This window comes from Niabella yanshanensis (genome assembly GCF_034424215.1).
GTDB lineage: Bacteria > Bacteroidota > Bacteroidia > Chitinophagales > Chitinophagaceae > Niabella > Niabella yanshanensis.
This window is the reverse complement of the sequence record NZ_CP139960.1, coordinates 3,573,972-3,596,721: the sequence shown is the minus strand read 5'-3', so window position 1 is coordinate 3,596,721 and position 22,750 is coordinate 3,573,972. Positions and strand designations below refer to the sequence as shown.

Here is a 22,750-nt window from a genome sequence, read left to right as displayed (position 1 = left end):
AGGAAAGTGGCATTTATCGATATTTTAGCTAAAACATTATAATGCCCCCGGGCCTTATGTCTAACGATTATCATGAAAGAGCAAACTACTACTATACCCACTCAGGCCCCTGACCCTAAAAGGATCATTGTATCTATCAGCATTATTGCTGTTGTATTTTTTGTGATCGGTTTTATTTCCTGGGTCAATGCCATCTTAATACCCTATTTTAAAATTGCCTGCGAGCTTACTACTTTCGAATCTTATTTTGTCACCTTTGCCTTCTACATTTCTTACCTGGTGATATCAGTGCCTTCTTCTTACATGTTAAAAAAAACAGGCTTTAAAAAGGGGATGGCTATTGGATTTGCAGTAATGTCTGTAGGAGCTTTTATTTTCATACCGGCAGCAGCCACCCGTACTTACGGTATGTTTTTAACCGGATTATTTGCATTAGGAACGGGATTATCGGTTTTACAGACTGCAGCCAATCCCTACATTACCATTCTTGGTCCTATAGAGCGGGCAGCACAACGCATCAGTATCCTGGGCGTTTGTAATAAGGGCGCGGGTATATTGGCGCCACTGATTTTTGCTGCAGTGATACTACGTAAAACAGATACGGAGCTTTTTAACCGGATCCCCTTGATGAACCCGGCGGAGAGATCGGTAGTTCTGGATGAATTGATACAAAGGGTAATGGTTCCTTACCTGGTTGTTGGCGTTGTATTATTGTTATTAGGGTTATTGATATTGAAATCACCGCTGCCCGAGATCAATACAGAAGAGGAAGATGCCGAACTATCTAAAGCCAACGCCGGTAAAAAAAGCATCTTCGATTTCCCATTCCTGATTTTAGGCGCTATTGCCATCTTCCTGCATGTAGGCACACAGGTTATTTCTATTGATACCATTATCGGATATGCTACTTCTATGCACATACCACTGCTGGAGGCCAAAGTATTCCCGTCCTATACTTTATTTGCCACCATTTGTGGTTATATGCTCGGGGTTATTGCCATACCTAAACTCATCAGCCAGAAGAAAGCCTTTCAACTCTTCACTATACTGGGCTGTGTATTCTCCTTGTTGATTGTACTGGTAAAAACAAGGGTACTATTCCTGGGACATGATACGGATCTGTCCATTTGGTTTTTGGTATTATTGGGATTTGCCAATTCGCTGATCTGGGCCGGCATATGGCCACTGGCGATGAAGGGACTGGGGAGGTTTACGAAGCTGGGTGCCTCTATTATGATCATGGGACTTTGCGGAAATGGACTACTGCCGCTGGTATATGGTTACCTTGCAGATCTACAGGGGGTGAAAGAGGCTTACTGGATATTAATACCTTGCTACCTTTACCTGATCTATTACGCCTTTTATGGGCATAAGGTAAAAAAATGGTCTTTAAAATTGTAAACATGGACAGATTTCTTAAAATAGTTAACGCAAAAGTCATCACCTCCCAAGGTATTGTCAACGAGGGGGTAGTTACTGTAAAGAATGGACTCATTGAAAGTGTTGGCAATAAAAATATTGACATAGAAGGCGCTGTGGAAATTGATGCAGCTGGTTTATACCTTTCGCCAGGCTTTATCGATTTACACATACATGGAGGAGGGGGAGCCGATTTTATGGATGGAACAGCAGAAGCTTTTCTGACCATTGCTCAAACCCATGCCCGTTATGGCACTACCGCGATGTACCCTACTACGCTAACCAGTGAAAAAAAGGACCTGCTCGAAACGCTGCAGGTATTTGAACGCGCCAACAAAAGGAACGACAATGGCGCCCAATTAATGGGCATGCACCTGGAAGGGCCTTATTTTTCTATGAGCCAGCGGGGGGCGCAAGATCCGAGGTATATCCGGAATCCTGATCCTGCCGAATATAAGGAAGTAGTGGCGGCCTCTGCTTCAATAAAACGCTGGAGCTCCGCCCCGGAGCTGGAGGGTGCTGTGGAAATGGGCAGGTTTCTGCGTAGCCGTGGTATTTTACCGGCCATAGCCCATACTGATGCTATTTATGAAGAAGTAGCCGAAGCCTTCGAAAATGGATATACATTGGCCACCCATTTTTACTCGGGTATGTCGGGCGTCATGCGCCGTAATGGCTACCGTTATGCCGGTGTAATTGAAAGCGGCTACCTGATCAATGAAATGGATGTAGAAGTTATTGCAGATGGCGTTCATTTACCGGCGCCTTTATTAAAGCTGATCTATAAAATAAAAGGAGCAGACCATATTGCATTAATTACTGATGCCATGCGTGCTGCGGGCATGCCGGAAGGTGACAGTATTTTAGGAGGAATGGAAACCGGGTTAAAAGTAGTAGTGGATAAAGGCGTAGCCTGGTTGCCGGACCGGAGCTCATTTGCAGGAAGCGTGGCTACAGCAGATCGACTGGTTAGGAACATAATTAACCTTGCCGAAGTATCTTTAACCGATGCTGTCAAAATGATCAGTCTTACCCCGGCCCGAATTATGGGTATTGATTCACATAAAGGATCGATAGCCGTTGGTAAGGACGCCGACCTGGTATTGTTTGATGAGGATATACAGATCCGCAAAACGATCGTAAAAGGGAATATCGTTTACAGCAGCGACAACCGCTAGCGATGCGTGGACTCCCTTGCTATTAATGTTCCGGGTAGTGTCACATCTTCGGCTATAAAATTGCGTTTGTTAATATGCTTTAGCAGCAGCTCACAACTTTTTTTACCTATTTCGAATGCCGGCTCTGCGATAGTAGATAAGGTGGGTGTCACAACTGTTGAAACAGGATCATTAGTAAACCCTATTACGCCAACCTGCTTTCCAATCTGCAGCCCTTTTTCCTTCAATGTAACCATGGCGCCTATTGCCTTGCGGTCATTCGCTGCAAAAACAGCATCGGGGTGGTCTTTGCGGCTAAACAGTTTGGCGGCATCCTGCTGTCCGTCTTCCTGGGAAAAGCCTGAGGAAACGATCCATCCCTCTTTTACAGGAAGGCCATGTTTCTTCAAAGCATCCAGGTAGCCCTTTTTACGTTTTTGTGTAAAGCTTAATCCTTCGGGACCTGCTATATGGGCGATCTTTTTATATCCCCGTTCGATTAAATGCTCAACCGCTTCAAATGCGCCATTATAGTCGTCCTGCATTACTTTTGAGGTAAGAATCCCATCCGATACCCGGTCAAAGAATACAATAGGAATACCCGTGTCGATCACCTGTTGAAAGTGAGTTCCTGCATCAGAATTTGTTGAAACAGAAACCAGCAATCCATCCAGATTGGAAACTGCCAGATTTTTTATAATCGACAGCTCACGTTCGGGCGAGTCGTTGGTAATATGGAGGATAATATTATAATCATGCTTATACGCAACTTCCTGTATACCGGTAATAACGGTAGAGAAATAATAGTTAGTGATAAAAGGCAGGATCACTGCAATATTATGGGAGTTACGGTTCACCAGGCCCATTGCATTAAAATTGGGCCGGTAATTGAGTTCACTCGCTAATGCCAATACCTTTTCGCGGGTTTCCTGGTTTACGTCGTAAGTATCTCTTAACGCACGTGACACGGTAGAGACAGAAATATTTAATTTTTTAGCTATATCCTTAATAGTTACAAAACGCCCCATGCATAAAAGCTATATCCGATGAAGATAACCATTTTGACTTAAAAATCCGCATGGTTCCCGCAGCCACACCGGCGGGCCGTTAAGCGGATAAAAGTATTCAACTATGGGATAAACAAAAAAATAACCGCCCCGAAAGAGGCGGTTCTACTAACCCGTCAAATAAAATATACCTGTTAAGCACTTTTCATTTCTACTATCTTCTCCCTGATTTTTGCTTCAATTTCACCCGCTAATTCAGGATTATCAATTAATAAGCTTTTCACCGCATCACGGCCTTGTCCCAGTTTATCGCTGTTGTAGCTATACCAGGATCCGCTTTTTTGAATGATATTCAACTCAACGCCCATGTCTATAATCTCACCCGTTTTGGAAATTCCTTCTCCAAAAATGATATCAAATTCAGCAGCACGGAATGGAGGGGCAACTTTGTTTTTTACTACTTTTACTTTTACACGGTTCCCTATTGCTTCATCGCCATCTTTAATTTGAGCGGAGCGGCGAATGTCTAACCTTACTGAAGCATAGAACTTCAGGGCGTTACCACCGGTGGTTGTTTCGGGATTACCGAACATAACACCAATTTTTTCCCTTAGCTGGTTAATGAATATACAAATGGTATTGGTTTTGGAAATAGTAGCCGTTAGCTTTCTTAAGGCCTGGCTCATTAAACGGGCGTGCAGCCCCATTTTACTATCGCCCATTTCCCCCTCCAGCTCACTCTTAGGTACCAGTGCAGCAACAGAATCTATCACCACAACATCCAGGGCTCCAGAGAGTATCAACCGGTCAGCAATTTCTAATGCCTGTTCTCCATAATCCGGCTGACTGATCAAAAGGTTATCTACATTTACTCCCAGCTTTTGGGCGTACACGCTATCAAAAGCGTGTTCTGCATCAATAATGGCACACATGCCGCCTTTTTTCTGCGCTTCTGCTATAACATGTGTAGCAATAGTTGTTTTACCAGATGACTCCGGACCATATATTTCGATCACACGGCCTTTAGGTAAGCCTCCGATGCCCAGCGCAGTATCAAGTCCAATAGAGCCCGTAGAAACCACTGCATGCGACTCTACGGCTTTCTCATTCATCAACATTACACTGCCCTTACCATAATCTTTATCGATTTTTTCCATGGTAAGCTTTAGTGCTTTAAACTTCTCGTTATTAACGTCTATTTCGGGTGATTTATCTGTCTTTGCCATAATCCAAAATTACAATTTAGCTATCTCCTGTCTAAAATAATTATCAACAACAAAACTAATATATTTAGCACAATAATGCTAATTTATTTGGATTTATTTTTCATCAATATCAAATTCTTAACCGCTAGGCGCAATGACGCAAAAAAAAGGCAGCAACTGTTAAAGTAAATTAGCTTAGTTGCTCCTACGCTAAATTTCAGCCAACAAAAGGGTTAACATCCCTTGGGAATATTTTGTATCTTTGCAGAGCTAAAAAGTTTTGAGTCAACACATCTCATCCCATGATGGGTGCTGCCAGTATTGGCACGGGGGCAAAAAGATTTTTTAGCTTTTTTATATATTGTCATATAAGTTAAGTATGACTCTATACTTATTTTCCAACGCCTCAAAGTATCTGGCTTCCTTTTTTAATAATTTACGCTGAACAGCCCATATCAAGTAGTCAATTATGCTTAGTTCTGGCATTTCTGATCCTGGTACAACTTCAAGTCTATAGCTTATTGGATTTTCCAATGTATGGCTAGCTATTAAGGTTTTGTCAACTGCCTTTTGAAAATCACTTAAAGAGTTGTTTCCCCTTTGAGAAAGGTAAAGCATATACTCGCAGTTTGAGTCAGACAATTTCCTGTCTATTAAATGATATAACACATCAAAATAAAACTCAGTTGGGCTGTTATTATGTTTTCTATTAAATATGCTTAAATCTTTCTTTGCTATCACAATATCTGCTTTGTAGCCACCCAATCTTCTTAACATCTCAAAAAACTTTACTCTTATTTCGGGATGGTCTCCCCGTGCATGAACGTACCAGCCTTTATCAGTAGCGATGGACGGAATCGTATTATAGAGTTTATCATTTTTACATCCTCCATAAATTCAAGCACTGCTTTTCGCAATAATCTTCTGTTTTCGGTTTCAATCATTCCAATGATGAGGTATGGCTGGAAACCATCAGTTCCTACTAAAAGCTTTTTTCGACCGGCATAGAACATCGGATCTCCACTTTCATCTATAAAAAAATATTTTTTATGCATGACACAAAATAAAAATGATGCGCATCCCCGATGCCTATCTACTTAAAACAAATTAAGACTTTTTCATATAACAGCAAAGCGCACCATTGCTGATGCGCTTTTACCCTATTTGAAGGTTACATTTTCCAGGCCAAACTATTCAAAGTCCGTATCCGCAACACCTTCATTCAACTTGTAGCCTTTCATGGTTATTTCAAAACTCTGCCCCATGATCGACTGGGTCATAGAAGCCGGTAATTGAATGCCTCCTACCGGTGTATAATTACTAAACTCCATCGTTTGTTCTAATTCCTGGCCTGCTGCCTTTACTTTACCTTCCTGTTTCAGGAGAAATCCTGTTTTTGCCGAATAGTACTCTGTTTCGGTCTTACCACTCGGTTTGGTTACCACAATTTTGTAAGCATCCTCGCCGTTTACCTTTTCAAAAGCAGGGGCGCTTAATTTAAATCCATCGGTATTGTAATACAGTTGAGGGAAAAGTCCTTTTGTATCGCCTGCAGCAGCAACCTCATCTGCACCTAATTCTTTCTTTTGTCCCATTTGCTCCTGGTAGCCCTTTTTGCCATCGAACACTCTTTTCATCACCGTCATACCGCCCATTGACAATTGCATCAATGATTTATTAGGCGCCGCATTCTTCATCACACCACCTAGCGCCTGACCGCTTACATTCATAGTAATATCGGCGCTCATAGAAGTCACTTTAGATAATGCGTCTTTACCGCCGATTGCTGCGACATACTTGTCTATAACCGCCTGCGCCGAAATGTTTTTATCTACATCAGCTGATGGGGCTGCTGCAGCTTCTGTTACAGGAGTTGCATAAATATCATACAACTTAACCGGGTAGCCCAGCTTACTCAAACCATCTTTTACTACTGATGCTTTGCCAACTACTACGATACGGGTATCGGCGCTGTTCAGGTATTTTTGTGCTACACGCTTAATATCTGCCACAGTTACTGCGTTGATCTTTTGGAGATAGGTTCTGTAAAAGTCATTAGGCAGCCCGTTGATCAAAATGGTAGTGGCGTAGTTGGCAGTGGTCTGCGGATTTTCCATACGCATAGCAAACACACCATTGTATACCGCTTTGGCAGTAGCCAGCTCTTCTGCCGTGATCTTCCCCTCTCTCATATTGTTGATCTCCCTGATGATCTCGGTAACCGCACTGTCTACTTTATCATTACGTACCGAAGCACCGGCTTTGAACATCGTCTGGTAACGATCTGAGGGCAGGTTACTGTAGCTGCCATAAGTAAAACCATGTTTTTCACGAAGGTTCATGAATAATTTACTCTCAGCGCCGCCACCCAAAATATGATTCGCCAATACTAAAGCATGGTGATCGGGATTGCTGTACGGATTATTGATCAGGTTGGCTACAGATATTTCGCTTTGCACTGCGGAAGGTACATCAATCAGGTCGATCTCCGTTTTCGCAGGATTAGCCACCGTGGTGTTTTTCGCGATCTCAATTTTCTTACCACTCCAGCTGCCAAAAGCCCTGGTGGCATATTCCTTCGCCTGCGCCGGTGTGATATCACCTACAAAAGTCAAAATGCTGCTGGCCGGGCTCAGGTATTTTTGATAAGCGCTTTTAATATCGTCAAGCGTAACGGCCTCTGTACTCTGAATGGTTTGAAACTCGCCCCTGGCTGTATTTTTTCCGTAAGAAATAGCATTCACTACTCTTGCAGAAATAGACTTGGCATTTTTTTCCTGCGATTTCAGATTAGTTACCGCCTGTGATTTCAGCTTATCAAAATTTTCCTTTTCAAAAGCCGGGTTTCTTAAAGCGTCCGCCATCAGCATCAGGCTGGGCTCAAAATACCGGTTTAGGGCTGATACATAGCCACCGCCCGAATTTAATGAAACAGAGGCACCCATCACTTCTACCTTTTCATCAAATGCTTCTTTAGAAAGACTTTTAGTGCCTTCGTTTAGCATATCACCCATTAAACCAATCACTCCCGCCTTATCTCCTTCTACAATATCACCCCGGTTGGTAGAAAGGCTTGCCGTTATTTTAGGTAATTTATGATTCTCCACCACGAGCACGGTCATCCCGTTAGGTAAAACAAATTTTGCAGGATCAGCAATTTTAATGACAGGAGCCGGCCCTTCTTTTGGCTTTTTGCTTCTGTCTATAGTTTGTGCAAATACCGCTGTACAAAAGAACAAAGCAGCAGATGCTATAAAAACTCTCTTCATAATTGATTATTTATTGCTTGCGCAAGTTTTTTAAAATACATTTAGATAATGGGATCTATTATTTAGCAGCTTCATCTTTTTTTGAAGGCAAATAATAAAGCACCACGCGCTGATCTTTATTAAGGTATTTTTTAGCAACCTCCTGGATATCCTGGCGGGTTATAGATTTAATCAGGTCAAGCTCTGTGTTCAGGTAATTGGTATTACCATGGAAAGTATACCCGCTTGCCAGGCTTTCCGCGATCCCCATCATGGTGTTGTTGCCGCTTACGAAGTCATTTTCTGCCTGGTTTTGCAACTTGGTAAACTCGGCCTCTGAGATCAGGGAAGTTTGCAGTTTGGCTACTTCTTCGTCCATATCAGCGAGCAATTGATCCAGGCTCTGGCTGCCATTGGGTATGGCAAAAGTCAGGTAAGCCCCATAATCTTCCAGCGTATAATTAAATGCCTGTACTGCCACTGCATTTTTCTTTTGGTCCACCATTTTTTTATACATACGGCTGCTGGCTCCGCCGCTTAAGATCTGGGAAGCCATATCCAGCACAATAGCATCGCGCTCTTTCATACCCACTGTACGGTAAGCCGCTACTATCGCAGGTATCTGGATATTGGCATCGTAAGCCGTATCTACAATTTGTTGCGTAATAGGATCCTCTTTGATATTTACTCTTTCAATGGCAGGGCCTTTGGGAATAGGACCAAAATACGCTTCTACCAGTTTTTTGGTTTTAACAGGATCGATATCTCCCGCCACTACCAGCACTGCATTATTAGGCGCATAATATTTTTTGTTGAACGCTAAAAAGTCGGGCAGTTTGGTATTGTCCAGGTCCTCCATGCTACCGATAATCGGCCAATGATAGGGATGTTTGGTAAACAGTTTATTAAATACAGAAGCGATCAGGTTTCCGTAGGGTTGGTTATCAATGCGCAATCTTTTTTCTTCTTTCACTACCTCGTTCTGCGTTTTAACCCCATCCTCATTGATCACGGGATGCATTAGTCTTTCACTTTCCAGCCATAAGCCGGTTTCGAGCTGGTTGCTCGGAAATGCTTCAAAGTAATAAGTACGGTCCTGGCTGGTATTGGCATTGTTTTGTCCCCCGTTCTGTGAAACGATCTTCATAAACTGGCCCTTCTTAATGTTCTTAGAACCTTCAAACAGCAGGTGCTCAAAAAAATGCGCCATCCCGGTATGCCCGGGCACTTCGTCTTTACTACCTACGTGGTACATTACCGAAGTCACTACCACCGGCGCCGTATGATCCTCATGCAACACTACGCGCATGCCGTTACTCAAATCGAATTCTGTAAACTTTACCTTTTGCGCCATAGCGGGCAATGCGCCTGCCAGCAGCAAAAAGCCAATGTTGATTTTCTTCATCTGATTTTGTTAAAGAATTAAAATAAAAATATAAAGACCAGGTTGCCTGTTAGTTAGACGAAACTAATAAAAAACAGTGTGCCATAGATTACCACTCATATAATATTTAAAATCATCAGTACGCTACCGCCTGTATAATAAATATAAGCACCAAAATAGATCTTTTCAAAATATATTAAAAAAATTAATCAGGCCACCCAGTTGGCGATAATAATACCAAGTGCACCTACGCCGAGACCCAGATAATACTCGCGGGGTGTATGAGCCGATAGCAGCAAACGCGATGTACCTACCAACCCGGTAATGAGCATGGCCAGCGCCAGGTAAATAGTAATATTAGATGAAGCCGGATCAAAGCTCAGCAGGCATAGAAAAGCTGTTGCAGTACCCAGGCCAATACCATGCATGCTGATCTTTAAATAGATGTTAGACAAAAGCCCCATTGAAGAAGCCAGGAATACGCCCAGCGCGAATACCACCAGGTAATGAGGTGCGCCTGGCAGCCCCCTCCACACATACCAGATCCAGAAATACCAGATATTACAAATGATAAACGGCACGATCCGGTCCTTTCGCTCTTTTAATTTGATAGAACCGATCAGGTTAAGCCCTTTTAAAAGCAACACACTTATCAAAGGGAAAAAAGTGTAGTTGATAAAGGCCCGGCCCAGGGTTAATACCTTTTCCGCACCTGAAGCCCCTACAAATAAAAAAGGCTCCACAAATAAAAGGAAAGCTATTACGTACAGCGGAACAAACACCGGATGAAACAGGTAAGATAAAAAATTAGCGATTGCGCCTAATACGGGATTGGGGCTATAAGGAGGTTTTTCATCCTGCTGCAACCCTTCGGGTGTTATAAAAAGCTGTGTAGACATATTGTATCAGCCGCAAAAGTAATGTATTTAATTTTCAGAGTGAAGTAGTACAACCGTTGGTGCCTCGCAGACTTTTGAAGATACCTGGCCTAAATAAAACATTTTAGCATCCTGTAATACCTGTTTGCTGCCGGCCGTTTGATGTCACAGCCCCCCCTTTACCATAAATAACCCGAGCAACAAGAAGCGCATCTACTGCTAAACGATTATTTTTACAGTATATGTTATGCGATTAAAATTGACTGTATGCGCGATATTGCTTCTCTGCCACCTGGTTGTTTGGGCGCAACCCAAAGCTATCAGCTCCTATATTGATGCCTGGAAAAAGACAGGAAAAGATCAAAGCTATGCCGCTCAGGTATTTTTCGACTCTCTTCGCATTACCAAATACGACCTCGCTGCTAAAAAGCGTTACTGGGATGATATCAGCCAGCTGCATCATTACCTGGACCGTCATCCGGACCGCAGGCTGGGAGTTCGGTTACTGATGTTCGAAATAATGGCAGCAAGGGAGCACGGACTGGCATCCCGATACTATTCTGTTATTGACAGCATTATCAAAATCGCCTATCCGCTTAACGATCCACAATTAAATGCCGAGCTCTATAGTATAAGGGCCGACATACCGCCATCGGGTGAAACACATTTGCTTTACAACCTGAAAGCTGTTGAGATACAACGCAGCATCGGGTTTTCGCATTTCCCCTATGTACATAATCGTTTTTTTGGTATCAGCGCTGTTTTATTCGGCCAAAGCAATTATGCCCAATGTATTGCATATGGCAAGGAAGGACTTAATGCCTGGAATTTAGACAGCGTTCACCGCGACCCAAGGGTATATATTTTTCAGCTTGATATAATTGGCGCCTCCTATCGCAATTTAAATAAACCAGACAGCGCCCGCTGGTACTATAATCATATTATAGCATCGGTGTCGAACGATACAGACCCCTGGTTTATCAAATTATGGACTGGAATAGCAAAGGGTAATATAGGTCGCACTTATACCAGCGAGGGCAACTTCGATGCGGCGGCCCCTTTATTAAACACCTATCTGCAAGTCAGCCGGGAATGCGGCGATTGGCTCAATATTGCCATTGCACAAAATGCACTATCTACATTCTATTACAAACAAAAAAAATACAACAGGGCAGCCTCTTTTGCCGCCGAAGCGCTGGCCGTGGCTAAAGAGCATCAACTAAACGCCGAATTAATCAGCTCAGCAGCACTGCTCGCCGGTATCTACCGCATTCAAAGAAATATCGACAGTGCTTTTTATTATTATGAACTGGAAAACCAGTATAAGCAACGGGAGAAGGAAGAATTGAAAAAAAGCGAGCTGAGTGTTGCTAACGCACAAATTGCTTTTGACAACTTGCAACATTTCTTAATGCTCGCACAGGCTTCAGTTAATCGCGAAAAAAGTCTTCGCAATGCTATCCTGGTGAGTATTCTGCTGCTTACCATCATTGTGTTGCTTTTGTATAATAAGAAAAGAGCCCGCGATCAAGCCAGGCTTAAGGAAGCAAGGGAAAAACACGCCCGGGCAGCGCAACAGGTAGCAGATGCACGGGACAGAATTGATGTTTTTACCCGCCACCTGATAGAGAAAAATAATCTCATTGATGCGCTTCAGATACAACTCGACCAATCGAAGGACCTGACCCATGAAGTGACAGAAAAGCTACTGGAAGCGCCATTGCTGACAGAAGACGATTGGGAAAACTTCCGGCAGGAATTTTCAAAGGCGTATCCTTTATTTTTTCAACAACTCAGAGCGCGATATGAAGGGCTCACTCCTGCGATGGAGCGGCTTTCCGCACTCATTTTCCTGCAGCTTAATAATTATCAAATTGCCAGCGCTTTGGGCATTAGTAAAGAAAGTGTAGCCCGTAGTAAACGACGCCTGAGAACTATTTTAGAATTGACTGCTGATGAAAGTCTGGAAGATCATGTTAAAACTTTAACCACCAGATGCTAAACCACTCAACCCCCAATTTCTGAATGTCCTGAAATTGTCCGCCCCCGATTTTGGAGCAGGCTTCCCTGAAGACCATATTTGCAAGGAATGAATCGCCGCAAACATATTATAAACATGCTCATCATCCTTTTCACCGGCTTGCTATTGCTGGTAGCAGTATGGTATTATTTCGAGTACAGGATCCATACCAACTAACTGCCTTTCTACAACTAACCAGTTTGAGCCCGCATATCACCCCCCATCAGAAACGGGGACAGGTGCAAACAGGCTTATAACACCGTTCAACGCCATGTCCTATCCGGGCCCTAAATGCCTGATCGACAATCCATAGGGTTTGTCCGGATTTTGTCCGCCCCCTGTCCGCATTTCATCCCTCTGCCGTTTTGGAGGCGTTCCTGCAAAGCTGCACCTTTAACCTCTGCGAAATAAACCAGCGTTGGCAGAACAACTTACTCTCTACTATTTTTTTAGCCCATCAAAACCGGCCCAATGATGAAAAAATTTTTATCTACTCTACTTGTATTGAGCTTTTTTCCCCCGCTCCTGTTCGCTCAAACCATTTTTGTAAACCATGCCGCTACCGGTAGTAACGACGGAAGTTCCTGGCAAAATGCTTATCAAAGCCTTACAACGGCGTTAGCCGCAGCCCATACCAATGCCGCTGTTACACAAATATGGGTAGCATCGGGTACTTATTATCCCTCTCAAACCAATAACCGCGATGATTTCTTTAATATCAGGAGAAATAATCTGCAGGTGTACGGCGGGTTTACGGGCTCGGAAACCAGCTTAACGCAACGCAATGCGGCAATCAACCCCACTATTTTAAGTGGTAATATCGGCAACGCGGCCTCTAATAGCGATAATAGTTACCACATTATGGTAATTGAGCTAAATCCGGCCAACCCACAACCCATTGACAACTCGCTCGTCATCGATGGCTTCACGTTTTCAGAAGGAAATGCCAATTCAGGCGGAGTGTTGAATTCATTATATCCGAGGTATACAGGCGCCTCTATTTTTGTTTCCTGCAACTTCAGCTCCATCAATATTACACCGCTGATCCGCAACTGTATTTTTACTGACAATCGCGCCTTTTCTAGCGGAGCGTTGACTTACTATGGTATATCTGCGGGTAGCAACGTTTTTACGGTGGAACAATGTATCTTTCAAAACAACTATGCCGGGTATTCGGGAGCTGCAATAGATATAATGCAGCTTGATGCAGCCGGATATGGTGTTCCGGGTGTATTTTCAGTTGCTGTTGAAAAATGCTCGTTCTTAAATAACTCGATCGATAATTATTCCCAGGGGGGCGCCAACGGAGGAGTGGGTGCAGGCATTAATAGTTTTGGCCAGGGCACACTTAAAGTAAATAACACCACATTTATCAATAATACCATAGGACCGGCTACCAGTTTTGCAGGGGCTTACAAAGGTACAGCAGTATCAGTTAGAAACGGAGGCAATACAACCGTTATCAACAGCCTTGCCTATGCCAATAACAACTATACCCCGTTTTATAATATCCAGTCAACCCTTACACTTGTTAATACTACGGTATACAACCCCGGGAGCAGTGCGCTGGATGTCAACAATCCTGTAGCCAACAATATTTACAACTCGATATTATGGACAGACAACAGCGCAGCCAATATAATAGCTGTAAGCAATGGTAGTCCAACCATAAACATCGAAAATTCTCTCCTCAATGCCACGTACCAGGGTACAATAACAGGATCTAATATATTAACAACCAACCCGGCGTTTGCCAATCCTGCCTCAGGCGACTTTAGTCTGCAACCAGGAAGCCCGGCCATTAATAACGGGAATAACACACTTTACACCAATACTGCCAATGGCAACGGAGATCTCGCCAATAACCAGCGCATAACACAAACTACTATTGACATAGGGGCGTACGAGGCCAACTCTTCTGCATTGCCCGTACGCTTTGGAGCGCTATCAGCTGCTCTCAAACATAACCAGATTCTTATTAATTGGTCAACCGAATCAGAAACGAACAATGATCATTTCGAAATAGAAATTTCAGCAGATGGCAAGCAGTTCAACCCGATTGCCTCGGTTAAGTCAAAAGCGGTAAATGGCAATTCAGCAACACCTATCAATTATACTTTTGACAGCAGTTTTTCCGGCTGGCAGGCTTTCCAAATGGGATTATTTTCCCTGCTATCATTAGCGCTGACGGCTCCCCTGAGAAGGAAAAGGATCGCTGGGCTGATATTGATCATTGGGGCGGCCGGTGTTTTGAGTTGCTCAAAAAGCCATACTTCTGTAACGGAGAACGAGTTAAAGCTTTATTTAAGAATCGCCCAGGTAGACAAGGATGGTAAGAAAGAATATAGTAAAACTATTACCGTCGTCAACCAGTAAACAAAGCACCAACCCATATCTCCCGGTTGGCGCTTTACATAACTTATTAATTCTTATTTATTCACTCTTCAGGTATTTATCCAAAAACTGTTCCTGCTCCCAAAGGGTGTGTAATATATTTTCTTTAGCTGCATACCCATGGCTTTCCTTAGGCAATATCACCATCCTGGCCTGGCCACCCAAGCCTTTAATCGCCTGGAAATAACGCTCTGTTTGCAGGGTAAATGTGCCTGGATTATTATCGGCTTCACCATGAATGAGCAAAATGGGCTTTTTGATTTTCTGTGCATTCATAAACGGCGACATCGTATTGTAGATCTCCGGTACATCCCAGTAATTACGCTGCTCGCCCTGGAAACCAAACGGGGTAAGGGTTCTGTTGTAGGCACCGCTACGCGCAATACCACAGGCATAGTCGTTGGAGTGGGTCAGCAAATTGGCAGTCATGAATGCGCCATACGAATGACCTCCCACGGCCACTTTGCTCCGATCAATATACCCCAGTTTATCTACCGCATCAATAGCCGCTCGGCCATTTGCTACCAATTGCTCAATAAAACTATCATTGGGCTCTTTGGTTCCTTCACCAATTATAGGAAATGATGCGTCATCTAAAACGGCATACCCTTTTGTTACCCAATACACAAACGACCCATAATAAGGAAACGTAAATTCATTCGGATTCTTATCACTCTGACCCGCACTGTTTTTATCTTTAAACTCCTGGGGATAGGCCCATATCAACAAGGGCAACTTTTCCTTTTTTGTTTGATCGTATCCTGCCGGCAGGTATAAAGTCCCCGAAAGATCAACGCCATCGGCACGTTTGTAATGGATGACTTCTTTGTGCACATTGGCAATGGCTTCAAACGGGTTTTTATTAAAAGTGACCTGTATGGGCGCTATCTTGTTTTTGTAGTTGCGGAAATAATAGTTGGGATATTCGTTGGAAGACTGTAACTGTACCAAAGCTACCCCGTTTTTAAAGTCTTCTATAGAATAGATGGTTTCCATTTTATCTTTAGCAGCGCTCTGGTATAGCCGTTTTGTTTTCAAAGTCTTCAGGCTAAATTCGTCGATAAAGGGAAATTGTCCTTCTTTGGTGAATCCTTTTCCTATTAAAAACAGGTTATCTCCTTCTATTGCCAGCACGCTTCTTCCGTATTCGTTTTCTTTTGTTTCAAAACTGCCGGGGTCGCTGTAAATATCCTGGTAGTTGCGGTCAAAAACCAATTGTGGTTGACTGCCAGGCGCAGAAGGATTGATCAGGTAAGTTTTTTGATTGCGGGTATCGTACCAGCTATCCAACAAAACTGCGGTTGAAGCATTGCCCCAAACTACGCCTCCATAACGCTGCCTGGTTTTAGCAACAGAGATGGGGGCGGCAGTAAAAGGCGCTTCCCAGGTGAAAAGCTCATCCCGGTAATCCACTTTATTGGCAGGATCTCCCTTATCCAATGCTTCCACATAATACAAAGACGCAGGTTGATCGGCACGCCAGCCCATACTTCTCTTACCTGTACCCACCGCACCAAAACCCTTAGGCATAATCTCCACCAACGGCTTTTCATTAACTTTTTTTACTTCCTTTCCCTGCAGGTCATAAACCACTGTCGCTTGCGGAAACCGGCTTAACGGAACGATATAAGAAAATGGTTTTTTAATGGTGGTTAACATCACATAATTTCCGTCGGGAGAAATCGATTGGTTATCGTATATATCTGCGCCTTTATATAATTTCTTATCACCAGTAATACTTACATTGTGCAATTCAGCGCTAACCAGTGTTTCAAAATTCTGCTCATCGGTTTTACTCTTTAAAAGATCCTGGTAGGTCCGGTTCTGTGAAACCTTGCCTTCGGCTACCGAGACAATCGGACCTTTAGGCAAATCCTTTTTTGAATCGATCAGGGGAACCCTATTGGCCGGTATCATCCTTACCAGCAACGTTTTATTGTCTTTATACCAGGTATAAGGTATGCCCATATTCGCATTGAGATTGGCCCCGGTGAGCTTTGTTGCAGTTGCAGTAGCCACATCTATCACCCAAAGTTCCACCCCGGTGGAAGTAGTATTGGTAAACGCTATTTTTGAATCATCAGGGCTCCAGGATATATAGGTAATTTTTGGATTGGCTGGTAAGCCGGCTACCTGGGTGGGTCCGGTTTTTACATCTTTTATTTTCCTGATCTTTAAATTATTGCTATACGTTACCGTTGAAGCTATATTGGTAACCGGGTTGATACGGAGACCTGCCAGCCGCATTTCCTCCTGGTTCAGGTCATCCAGGGTCTTATATACAGCTCTGTAAGACAATAGCATATAATTTTTTTTGGTGTCCATAGCTACCGACGGAGCGGGCTCATAATCTGTCAGGGCCAGAATAGACGCTGATGGTTTCTGATAAGCCAGGTCTTCCTGGGCTTTTAAAGGCTCAACAAATAAAAAGCAGGCTAAAGCTGCGATGAATGAAATACGCATAACCATAATCAATTTTTACAAAAATAGTATGAAGGGAAATGAAATAGTCGGCGAAACCTGCCAGCTATTGGTAATGCCTTTATCTTTGTGCCAATAAATATTTTATGGATTTAACAGCGAAATTAGTACAGATGTTACCCCTGCAAAAAGGCCAGGGTAAGAATGGAGAATGGAAAAAACAGGACATTATTGTTGAAACAGGCGGACAGTACCCTAAAAAAGTATGTATATCTATCTGGGGCGATAAGATCAATGAAAAAGCCTTGCAGATTGGCAATACCCTTAACATATCTTTTGATGTGGAAAGCAGGGAGTATAATGGCAGATGGTATACAGATGTGAAAGCCTGGAAGGTAGAAGCAGCAGGCAGTGCAGCAGGTGGCGGTAACAGCAGCTATGCAGACGAAATGCCTCCGGATATCAACTACGATGATTCAAAGGATGATCTTCCGTTTTAGTTTTAAGCCTTTATTATAACTATAGTAGTTCAATGCACTTTACCTTTATCCAAAGAAAAACCTTATTGCAATGAAGAAATTTTTTGTGCTTCTGGTGTTGGGCGGCATATTGATAACCGGCTGCAAAAATGGCTGCGGCAAAAAAGACGGTGATCAGCCCGGAGAAGATTCGACCACTTATAACAAAGGGGAGCGCGCTGATACGTTGACAGCCAATTTACAAGCTGATTCAGCCCGGCTCAGGCTCAGCAAGGATTCTGTTTTGACCAGTCTTACCAAAGAAGTGTTGACTATATTTAAAGATAAGCAATACACCAAACTGGATTCATTGATACATCCTGAAGAAGGCGTTCGTTTTTCTCCGTATGCGACGATATCCGCAGATGATAAAAAGTTTTCTCGTGAGGAATTCAAAACACTGGTGACCTCTAATAAAAATAAAAAGATAACCTGGGGGAGCTTTGATGGCAGCGGCGACCCGATCATCCTTACAGCGGCAGAATATTTCAAAAAATTTGTATATGATGCCAATTTCGTTGCTCCTGAAAAGTTTGATATCAATAATTTCATCGAAACGGGCAACTCGGTAAACAACCTTAAGTCGAAGTACGAAGGAAGCGATTTTACAGAAAGTCATTTTTCGGGTTCCAAAAAGAACGGAGGAATCGACTGGAAATCAGTGAGGCTGGTATTTAAAGAAGTAGGTGGGAAATATTACCTGGTGGGTGTAGTGCACGACCAATGGACGATATAGCGTACAGAGGACGGAGGGCAGATGACAGATAAAAAATACTCAACAAATAAAACAGGGGATAATAAGTAAAAGATAAATTTTCAACTCCTAATGTTGCAATTAGTCGCTAACTACTAATCTGTCATCTGCCAACTGTCAACAATAGCTCAACCTATACCAATCCCTGTCTCTTCATTCCCCAATGTGCAATCAACTGAAATAAAACAATCATAACGAGTGTGGGGATCAATATGGTAAAGATGTCTTTTAGCGCTCCTCCTTCGAGGAACAAGCCATAAAAAGCTTCCAGGCACCAGTGCAGAGGAGAAATACGCATCAATCCCTGCATAGATTGCGGCATGGCAAATGAAGGTACCAATAAACCTCCTACTGCGGCAAACAAAACAATAGTTACAGCCCCAATTCCGTTGCTCTGCTCCTGGGTTTTGGCAAATACGCCAATCATAATGGCAAAGCTGGCTGCACACCATCCACATAAAATAATGACCAGCAAAAGGCTTGCTTTATCGTGAGGGAAATCCAGGCCCGGTAATCCAATCATCGGGAAGATCCATTTACCTATAGAGAAAATAACCAGGGCTTGTATAATAGTGATCACCACGTAAGCTATCTGCTTGGATATCATTGCCAACGTGATAGAGGTAGGCATGGTTTTCAGCCGCATAAAGCTACCACTGTTCTTTTCCCTTACAATACTGGCACCTAATGATATTACAATAAAGAACATAGCAAATACAGTCCATGCGGGAATATTATGCTGGGTGGCATTTACAATAACATGACCTCCATCCTTTGATACAGACAATTGTTGTATGGGCGTCTGATTGGTCAATATCTGCTGTTCCAGATCGGTGGGTATAGCTGCCGAATCGTTGATGGCGCTGTACAACTGCCTGACAATATATTTGCTTTGTACAATCTGCAATACACTATTCAAAGCCCCATCTATTCCCTGCCTGAAGGAAGCCTGCAACACAGGGTGATAAAACAAGACAACAGACGCTGATGAAGGCAAGTTTGCACCCGAAGTACTATCTGTGCTAACCGCTACCGACTGTAAAGCCCGCCCCGCCACATCTTCCGATTTCGCCATCACATCGGTAGTATATTTAGATGGAATCACCAGTCCCAGCAAAGCATCCTTGTCCTGTAATCTTTGTTTCAGCGCCGCCTCATCCTGCCCGGCAGATAGCTTCTTAATGGTAAACATACCACCTTTCTCCAGCGTAGTCTCCAGTTCTTTACCCGCAACGCCCTCATCTTTGTTTAGCAGCAGTAGCGGTACTTTTTTATCATTTACCAGTTCAAACGTGCTGTTTTGTACGGTTGTAATTACAATAGCTAAAACAATGGGCATTACAAACATCAGGGTAAGCCCTACCTTATCACGCGTAAGAATACGCCAGTCCTTTTTTATAGTTACCCAGAGTTTGTACATTATCAAAGTCTATAGTCCATGGTCCATTAACTATAGAGCTATTCAACATTCCAGTTAACGGTTCCGTCTTTTTCGTCTTTAAGCGTAATGCCAATCCGCGCCAGTTGATTGCGTATCGAGTCCGAGGTTACAAAGTCCTTCCGGCTACGGGCTTCCCGGCGTATATCAATAAGAACCTGCATTACATCTTTAAGCTTTTCGTTATCAGCAGCCGACACTCCTTTCAGCCCGAAGATATCTTCCAGGTAAACCTTCAACTGAGCTTGCAACTTATTAAAAGTATTGATCGATAAAGCTGTTATATTTACTACCTTGTCTTTGATACCATTGATAACAGGAGCCAGTTCAAACATATTCGCCAGCACTTTAGCCGTGTTGATGTCGTCATTCATAAACTCATCAAACTCGTCCACAAGTTTACTCACCTTCTGATCCAATTCTTTGTCGCCTGCATCTGCAGCCAATTCATTGCTTCGTGATTGGAGCCTGATCAGGTTTTCATATGCTTCCCATAATCTTTTCAGCCCTTTTTCAGAGGCATGTAATGCTTCGTTGCTGAAATCGAGCGTACTACGATACTGGCTTTGCAAAATAAAGAACCTTACCACCATCGGGTGAAATGCCTGGGTTAGCAAAGGATGATCGCCGCTAAACAATTCAGTAAGTTTAATTACATTGTTGTAGCTTTTTCCCATTTTGCGGCCATTGATGGTAATCATATTGTTGTGCATCCAATACTTAACCGGCGCCGTGTTATTGCAAATAGTACTTTGTGCAATCTCACTTTCGTGGTGAGGAAACTGCAGGTCCATTCCTCCTCCATGTATATCAAACTCCTTCCCCAGATACTTGGTGGCCATAGCCGAGCACTCTATATGCCAGCCTGGGAAACCTTCCCCCCATGGACTTTGCCAGCGCATGATATGCTGTGGCGGCGCAGCCTTCCAAAGGGCGAAATCAGCCTGATTATTTTTCTCACCCTGACCTTCCAGTTCACGTGTGTTCTCCAGCAGATCCTCTATTTTTCGGCCGCTTAACTTCCCATAATCGTAATTGGCGGCATATTTCTTTACATCAAAATATACAGAACCATTTTTTTCGTAAGCGTATCCTTCGGCGATCAGCTTTTTGATCATTTCAATCTGCTCTACAATATGCCCTGTTGCAGTAGGCTCAATCGATGGTGGAATATTATTGAACTGCAGCATCGCCCAATGAAACAGGTTGGTATATTTCTGTACCAGCTCCATCGGCTCTAATTTTTCAAGAACAGCCTTACTGGATATCTTATCCTCCGCCTGGCGCCCCTCTTCTTCAAAATGACCCGCGTCGGTAATATTACGAACATAACGAACCTTGTACCCCAAATGAGTTAAGTAACGATATAGCACGTCAAATGTAACATAAGGCCTTGCATGTCCCAGGTGACTTTCTCCACTCACGGTAGGCCCGCACACATACATACCCACATATCCCGGAGTAACCGGTTCAAAAACCTCTTTTTCCCTTGATAAAGAATTATATACTTTTAACGCACTCATTGCTTCTGACATTTCTAAAGATTGCAAAAATAACGGATATCTAAGGCAATAAAAAACCGGGATTGAAGTCCCGGTACGTAGATTAGATATTGGTACGTTTTCCAGGGATGTATTGCTTTTATTACCTCAAATCGCCTGGTGCACGCCAAAATTAAACAGGACCTTCTTCATAAATCAGTGATTTTCGATCAGTTAAGCTTTTTTTCGACGAACAGGGCGTTTTTAAAACTATTTAAGTTTAAGATCGGCCACCACCATGTAGTGATCAGATGACTTAGTGGTGATTCGCTTGCACTGCGCTATCCCAAAGTTTCTGTCACTAAGAATATAATCGATACGAAGCGTGGGAGACAAAGAGGAATAGGTACGCCCCACCCCAAAGCTTTTCCGCAAAAAGGCATCCTGCATATCGCCCTTGATCGTTTTATAGGTGTAGGAGTTGGGAACATCATTCAGATCGCCGCAAAAAATAACCGGGTGCGGACTGTTGCTGATGATGCTGCTAATCATATCTGCCTGTATGCTGCGGTGCGTTATGGCCACACTCAGCTTGGATAATATATAGCGGGCATTCCCCAAAACATTGCCTTTAACGCCTTTTAACTCCTGGATTTTTGAAAGATCTTCCTTTCTGAACTGGTTAGACTGTAAATGAGTAGTATACACCCGAATCATCTTTTTACCCAGTTTGATATCCGTAAATACGAGGGCCTCGGGTAAAGTCGGCCGTGGGAAACGCACCATTCCCGTATCAACGATCGGGAAACGGCTAAATATGACGCTGCCATTAAACAGGCTGTCGCCATCCTTCTCGTGAGAAAAATAATGGTAAGGATAGTTCAATCCCTTTCCAACTGCAACAATATTGTTATACCAGTCATGCCTAACAGACGATGAAAATTCCTGGAAACATAAAATATCAGCATTTACCTGGCCAATCTGCTTCAGCATCTTATACCGGGTTTGGCTACCCATATTATTGTTTTTAACCATTTCTATGAACCGGGCAACATTCCAGGTTGCCACCCGTACATGGTCTTTCTCCTTTTTTTCGTCAAAGGAGTTAAAAATGTTGACGGCAAAAAAGCTGGTGATCTCGCCACCACCCAGTAATAACGCGATACCGGATAACAGCGCCCATTTTTTTCTTACCAGAAGCCACCAGATGAGAAAAACGATAACCAATAACAGTAAAAAGGGAAAAGCGAGACTGATCAGCGACAACAACGGAGCCTCCCCTGGATTAATATACGGGTTGAGGCAAGCCAATAAAAAGGCCATGACGACTATACTATTTATTACTAACAGTACCCGATTGCTTATTCTTGCAAAAAGTCCCATGATGTAGTTTGCAACCGGAAGATAGAAAAGTAAAAGAAGAATT

At 43.2% G+C, this 22,750-nt stretch carries 17 protein-coding genes; 6 read left to right on the top strand and 11 right to left on the bottom strand.

Features of this window, described 5'->3' with window-relative positions:
• Positions 1 to 72: 72 nt before the first annotated feature.
• Both U0035_RS14960 and nagA read left to right on the top strand, forming a co-directional pair.
• A complete protein-coding gene (locus U0035_RS14960; RefSeq protein WP_114791929.1) occupies positions 73 to 1,401 on the top strand; it encodes a sugar MFS transporter in 1,329 nt (442 codons plus the stop codon).
• Positions 1,402 to 1,403: 2 nt separating this feature from the next.
• Positions 1,404 to 2,597 (top strand): N-acetylglucosamine-6-phosphate deacetylase, encoded by a 1,194-nt coding sequence (gene nagA / locus U0035_RS14955; RefSeq protein ID WP_114791930.1) that lies wholly within the window; start codon positions 1,404 to 1,406, stop codon positions 2,595 to 2,597.
• On the opposite strand, the gene U0035_RS14950 is transcribed toward nagA, so the two are convergent.
• The 7 genes from U0035_RS14950 to U0035_RS14920 form a co-directional block, all read right to left on the bottom strand.
• Positions 2,594 to 3,604, bottom strand: a complete 1,011-nt coding sequence (locus tag U0035_RS14950) for a LacI family DNA-binding transcriptional regulator (RefSeq protein WP_114791931.1) — start codon at positions 3,602 to 3,604, stop codon at positions 2,594 to 2,596. The two genes, nagA and U0035_RS14950, sit on opposite strands and share 4 nt — an antisense overlap.
• Positions 3,605 to 3,777: 173 nt before the next feature.
• Positions 3,778 to 4,809 carry a recombinase RecA gene (recA, locus tag U0035_RS14945; RefSeq protein WP_114791932.1) on the bottom strand — a complete coding sequence of 344 codons (1,032 nt, stop codon included), beginning with the start codon at positions 4,807 to 4,809 and terminating at the stop codon, positions 3,778 to 3,780.
• A 333-nt stretch (positions 4,810 to 5,142) separates the two neighbouring features.
• A complete protein-coding gene (locus tag U0035_RS14940) occupies positions 5,143 to 5,565 on the bottom strand; it encodes a hypothetical protein (RefSeq protein ID WP_114791933.1) in 423 nt (140 codons plus the stop codon).
• A gap of 17 nt (positions 5,566 to 5,582) precedes the next feature.
• Positions 5,583 to 5,843: a hypothetical protein gene (locus U0035_RS14935; protein WP_162817940.1), complete on the bottom strand. Its 261-nt coding sequence runs from the start codon at positions 5,841 to 5,843 to the stop codon at positions 5,583 to 5,585.
• 135 nt (positions 5,844 to 5,978) lie between these two features.
• Positions 5,979 to 8,057 carry an insulinase family protein gene (locus tag U0035_RS14930; protein ID WP_114791935.1) on the bottom strand — a complete coding sequence of 693 codons (2,079 nt, stop codon included), beginning with the start codon at positions 8,055 to 8,057 and terminating at the stop codon, positions 5,979 to 5,981.
• Between the two features lie 58 nt (positions 8,058 to 8,115).
• Entirely contained in the window at positions 8,116 to 9,441 is a 1,326-nt protein-coding gene (locus U0035_RS14925) for a M16 family metallopeptidase (RefSeq protein ID WP_114791936.1), read from the bottom strand.
• A gap of 188 nt (positions 9,442 to 9,629) precedes the next feature.
• On the bottom strand, positions 9,630 to 10,319 hold the full coding sequence (locus U0035_RS14920) for a hypothetical protein (RefSeq protein WP_114791937.1): 690 nt from the start codon (positions 10,317 to 10,319) through the stop codon (positions 9,630 to 9,632).
• Between the two features lie 226 nt (positions 10,320 to 10,545).
• Between U0035_RS14920 and U0035_RS14915 the strand changes: the two genes are divergently transcribed.
• On the top strand, positions 10,546 to 12,300 hold the full coding sequence (locus tag U0035_RS14915) for a helix-turn-helix transcriptional regulator (protein ID WP_114791938.1): 1,755 nt from the start codon (positions 10,546 to 10,548) through the stop codon (positions 12,298 to 12,300).
• Positions 12,301 to 12,789: 489 nt separating this feature from the next.
• Positions 12,790 to 14,694 carry a choice-of-anchor Q domain-containing protein gene (locus U0035_RS14910; protein WP_114791939.1) on the top strand — a complete coding sequence of 635 codons (1,905 nt, stop codon included), beginning with the start codon at positions 12,790 to 12,792 and terminating at the stop codon, positions 14,692 to 14,694.
• Positions 14,695 to 14,751: 57 nt separating this feature from the next.
• Here U0035_RS14910 and U0035_RS14905 read toward each other — a convergent pair whose 3' ends face one another.
• Positions 14,752 to 17,175, bottom strand: coding sequence for a S9 family peptidase (locus U0035_RS14905; RefSeq protein WP_114791987.1), 2,424 nt, complete (start codon positions 17,173 to 17,175; stop codon positions 14,752 to 14,754).
• 104 nt (positions 17,176 to 17,279) lie between these two features.
• Between U0035_RS14905 and U0035_RS14900 the strand changes: the two genes are divergently transcribed.
• Both U0035_RS14900 and U0035_RS14895 read left to right on the top strand, forming a co-directional pair.
• Positions 17,280 to 17,633 (top strand): DUF3127 domain-containing protein, encoded by a 354-nt coding sequence (locus tag U0035_RS14900; protein ID WP_114791940.1) that lies wholly within the window; start codon positions 17,280 to 17,282, stop codon positions 17,631 to 17,633.
• A gap of 70 nt (positions 17,634 to 17,703) precedes the next feature.
• Positions 17,704 to 18,387, top strand: coding sequence for a hypothetical protein (locus U0035_RS14895; RefSeq protein WP_114791941.1), 684 nt, complete (start codon positions 17,704 to 17,706; stop codon positions 18,385 to 18,387).
• 151 nt (positions 18,388 to 18,538) lie between these two features.
• On the opposite strand, the gene U0035_RS14890 is transcribed toward U0035_RS14895, so the two are convergent.
• From U0035_RS14890 to U0035_RS14880, 3 genes are all read right to left on the bottom strand, one after another.
• On the bottom strand, positions 18,539 to 19,825 hold the full coding sequence (locus U0035_RS14890; RefSeq protein WP_114791942.1) for an ABC transporter permease: 1,287 nt from the start codon (positions 19,823 to 19,825) through the stop codon (positions 18,539 to 18,541).
• Positions 19,826 to 19,863: 38 nt separating this feature from the next.
• On the bottom strand, positions 19,864 to 21,378 hold the full coding sequence (gene cysS, locus U0035_RS14885; protein ID WP_245957769.1) for a cysteine--tRNA ligase: 1,515 nt from the start codon (positions 21,376 to 21,378) through the stop codon (positions 19,864 to 19,866).
• Positions 21,379 to 21,594: 216 nt separating this feature from the next.
• Positions 21,595 to 22,707 carry an endonuclease/exonuclease/phosphatase family protein gene (locus U0035_RS14880; protein WP_114791943.1) on the bottom strand — a complete coding sequence of 371 codons (1,113 nt, stop codon included), beginning with the start codon at positions 22,705 to 22,707 and terminating at the stop codon, positions 21,595 to 21,597.
• Between the last annotated feature and the right edge of the window lie 43 nt (positions 22,708 to 22,750).

What these genes read in the sequence shown, in the direction of transcription:
- U0035_RS14890 (WP_114791942.1), bottom strand. Translation starts at nt 19,825, where the DNA reads ATGTACAAACTCTGGGTAACTATAAAAAAGGACTGGCGTATTCTTACG.
- U0035_RS14920 (WP_114791937.1), bottom strand. Translation starts at nt 10,319, where the DNA reads ATGTCTACACAGCTTTTTATAACACCCGAAGGGTTGCAGCAGGATGAA.
- U0035_RS14960 (WP_114791929.1), top strand. Translation starts at nt 73, where the DNA reads ATGAAAGAGCAAACTACTACTATACCCACTCAGGCCCCTGACCCTAAA.
- cysS (WP_245957769.1), bottom strand. Translation starts at nt 21,378, where the DNA reads ATGTCAGAAGCAATGAGTGCGTTAAAAGTATATAATTCTTTATCAAGG.
- U0035_RS14950 (WP_114791931.1), bottom strand. Translation starts at nt 3,604, where the DNA reads ATGGGGCGTTTTGTAACTATTAAGGATATAGCTAAAAAATTAAATATT.
- U0035_RS14900 (WP_114791940.1), top strand. Translation starts at nt 17,280, where the DNA reads ATGGATTTAACAGCGAAATTAGTACAGATGTTACCCCTGCAAAAAGGC.
- U0035_RS14910 (WP_114791939.1), top strand. Translation starts at nt 12,790, where the DNA reads ATGATGAAAAAATTTTTATCTACTCTACTTGTATTGAGCTTTTTTCCC.
- U0035_RS14905 (WP_114791987.1), bottom strand. Translation starts at nt 17,175, where the DNA reads ATGCGTATTTCATTCATCGCAGCTTTAGCCTGCTTTTTATTTGTTGAG.
- U0035_RS14935 (WP_162817940.1), bottom strand. Translation starts at nt 5,843, where the DNA reads ATGCATAAAAAATATTTTTTTATAGATGAAAGTGGAGATCCGATGTTC.
- U0035_RS14880 (WP_114791943.1), bottom strand. Translation starts at nt 22,707, where the DNA reads ATGGGACTTTTTGCAAGAATAAGCAATCGGGTACTGTTAGTAATAAAT.
- U0035_RS14940 (WP_114791933.1), bottom strand. Translation starts at nt 5,565, where the DNA reads ATGTTAAGAAGATTGGGTGGCTACAAAGCAGATATTGTGATAGCAAAG.
- U0035_RS14925 (WP_114791936.1), bottom strand. Translation starts at nt 9,441, where the DNA reads ATGAAGAAAATCAACATTGGCTTTTTGCTGCTGGCAGGCGCATTGCCC.
- U0035_RS14895 (WP_114791941.1), top strand. Translation starts at nt 17,704, where the DNA reads ATGAAGAAATTTTTTGTGCTTCTGGTGTTGGGCGGCATATTGATAACC.
- U0035_RS14930 (WP_114791935.1), bottom strand. Translation starts at nt 8,057, where the DNA reads ATGAAGAGAGTTTTTATAGCATCTGCTGCTTTGTTCTTTTGTACAGCG.
- U0035_RS14915 (WP_114791938.1), top strand. Translation starts at nt 10,546, where the DNA reads ATGCGATTAAAATTGACTGTATGCGCGATATTGCTTCTCTGCCACCTG.
- nagA (WP_114791930.1), top strand. Translation starts at nt 1,404, where the DNA reads ATGGACAGATTTCTTAAAATAGTTAACGCAAAAGTCATCACCTCCCAA.
- recA (WP_114791932.1), bottom strand. Translation starts at nt 4,809, where the DNA reads ATGGCAAAGACAGATAAATCACCCGAAATAGACGTTAATAACGAGAAG.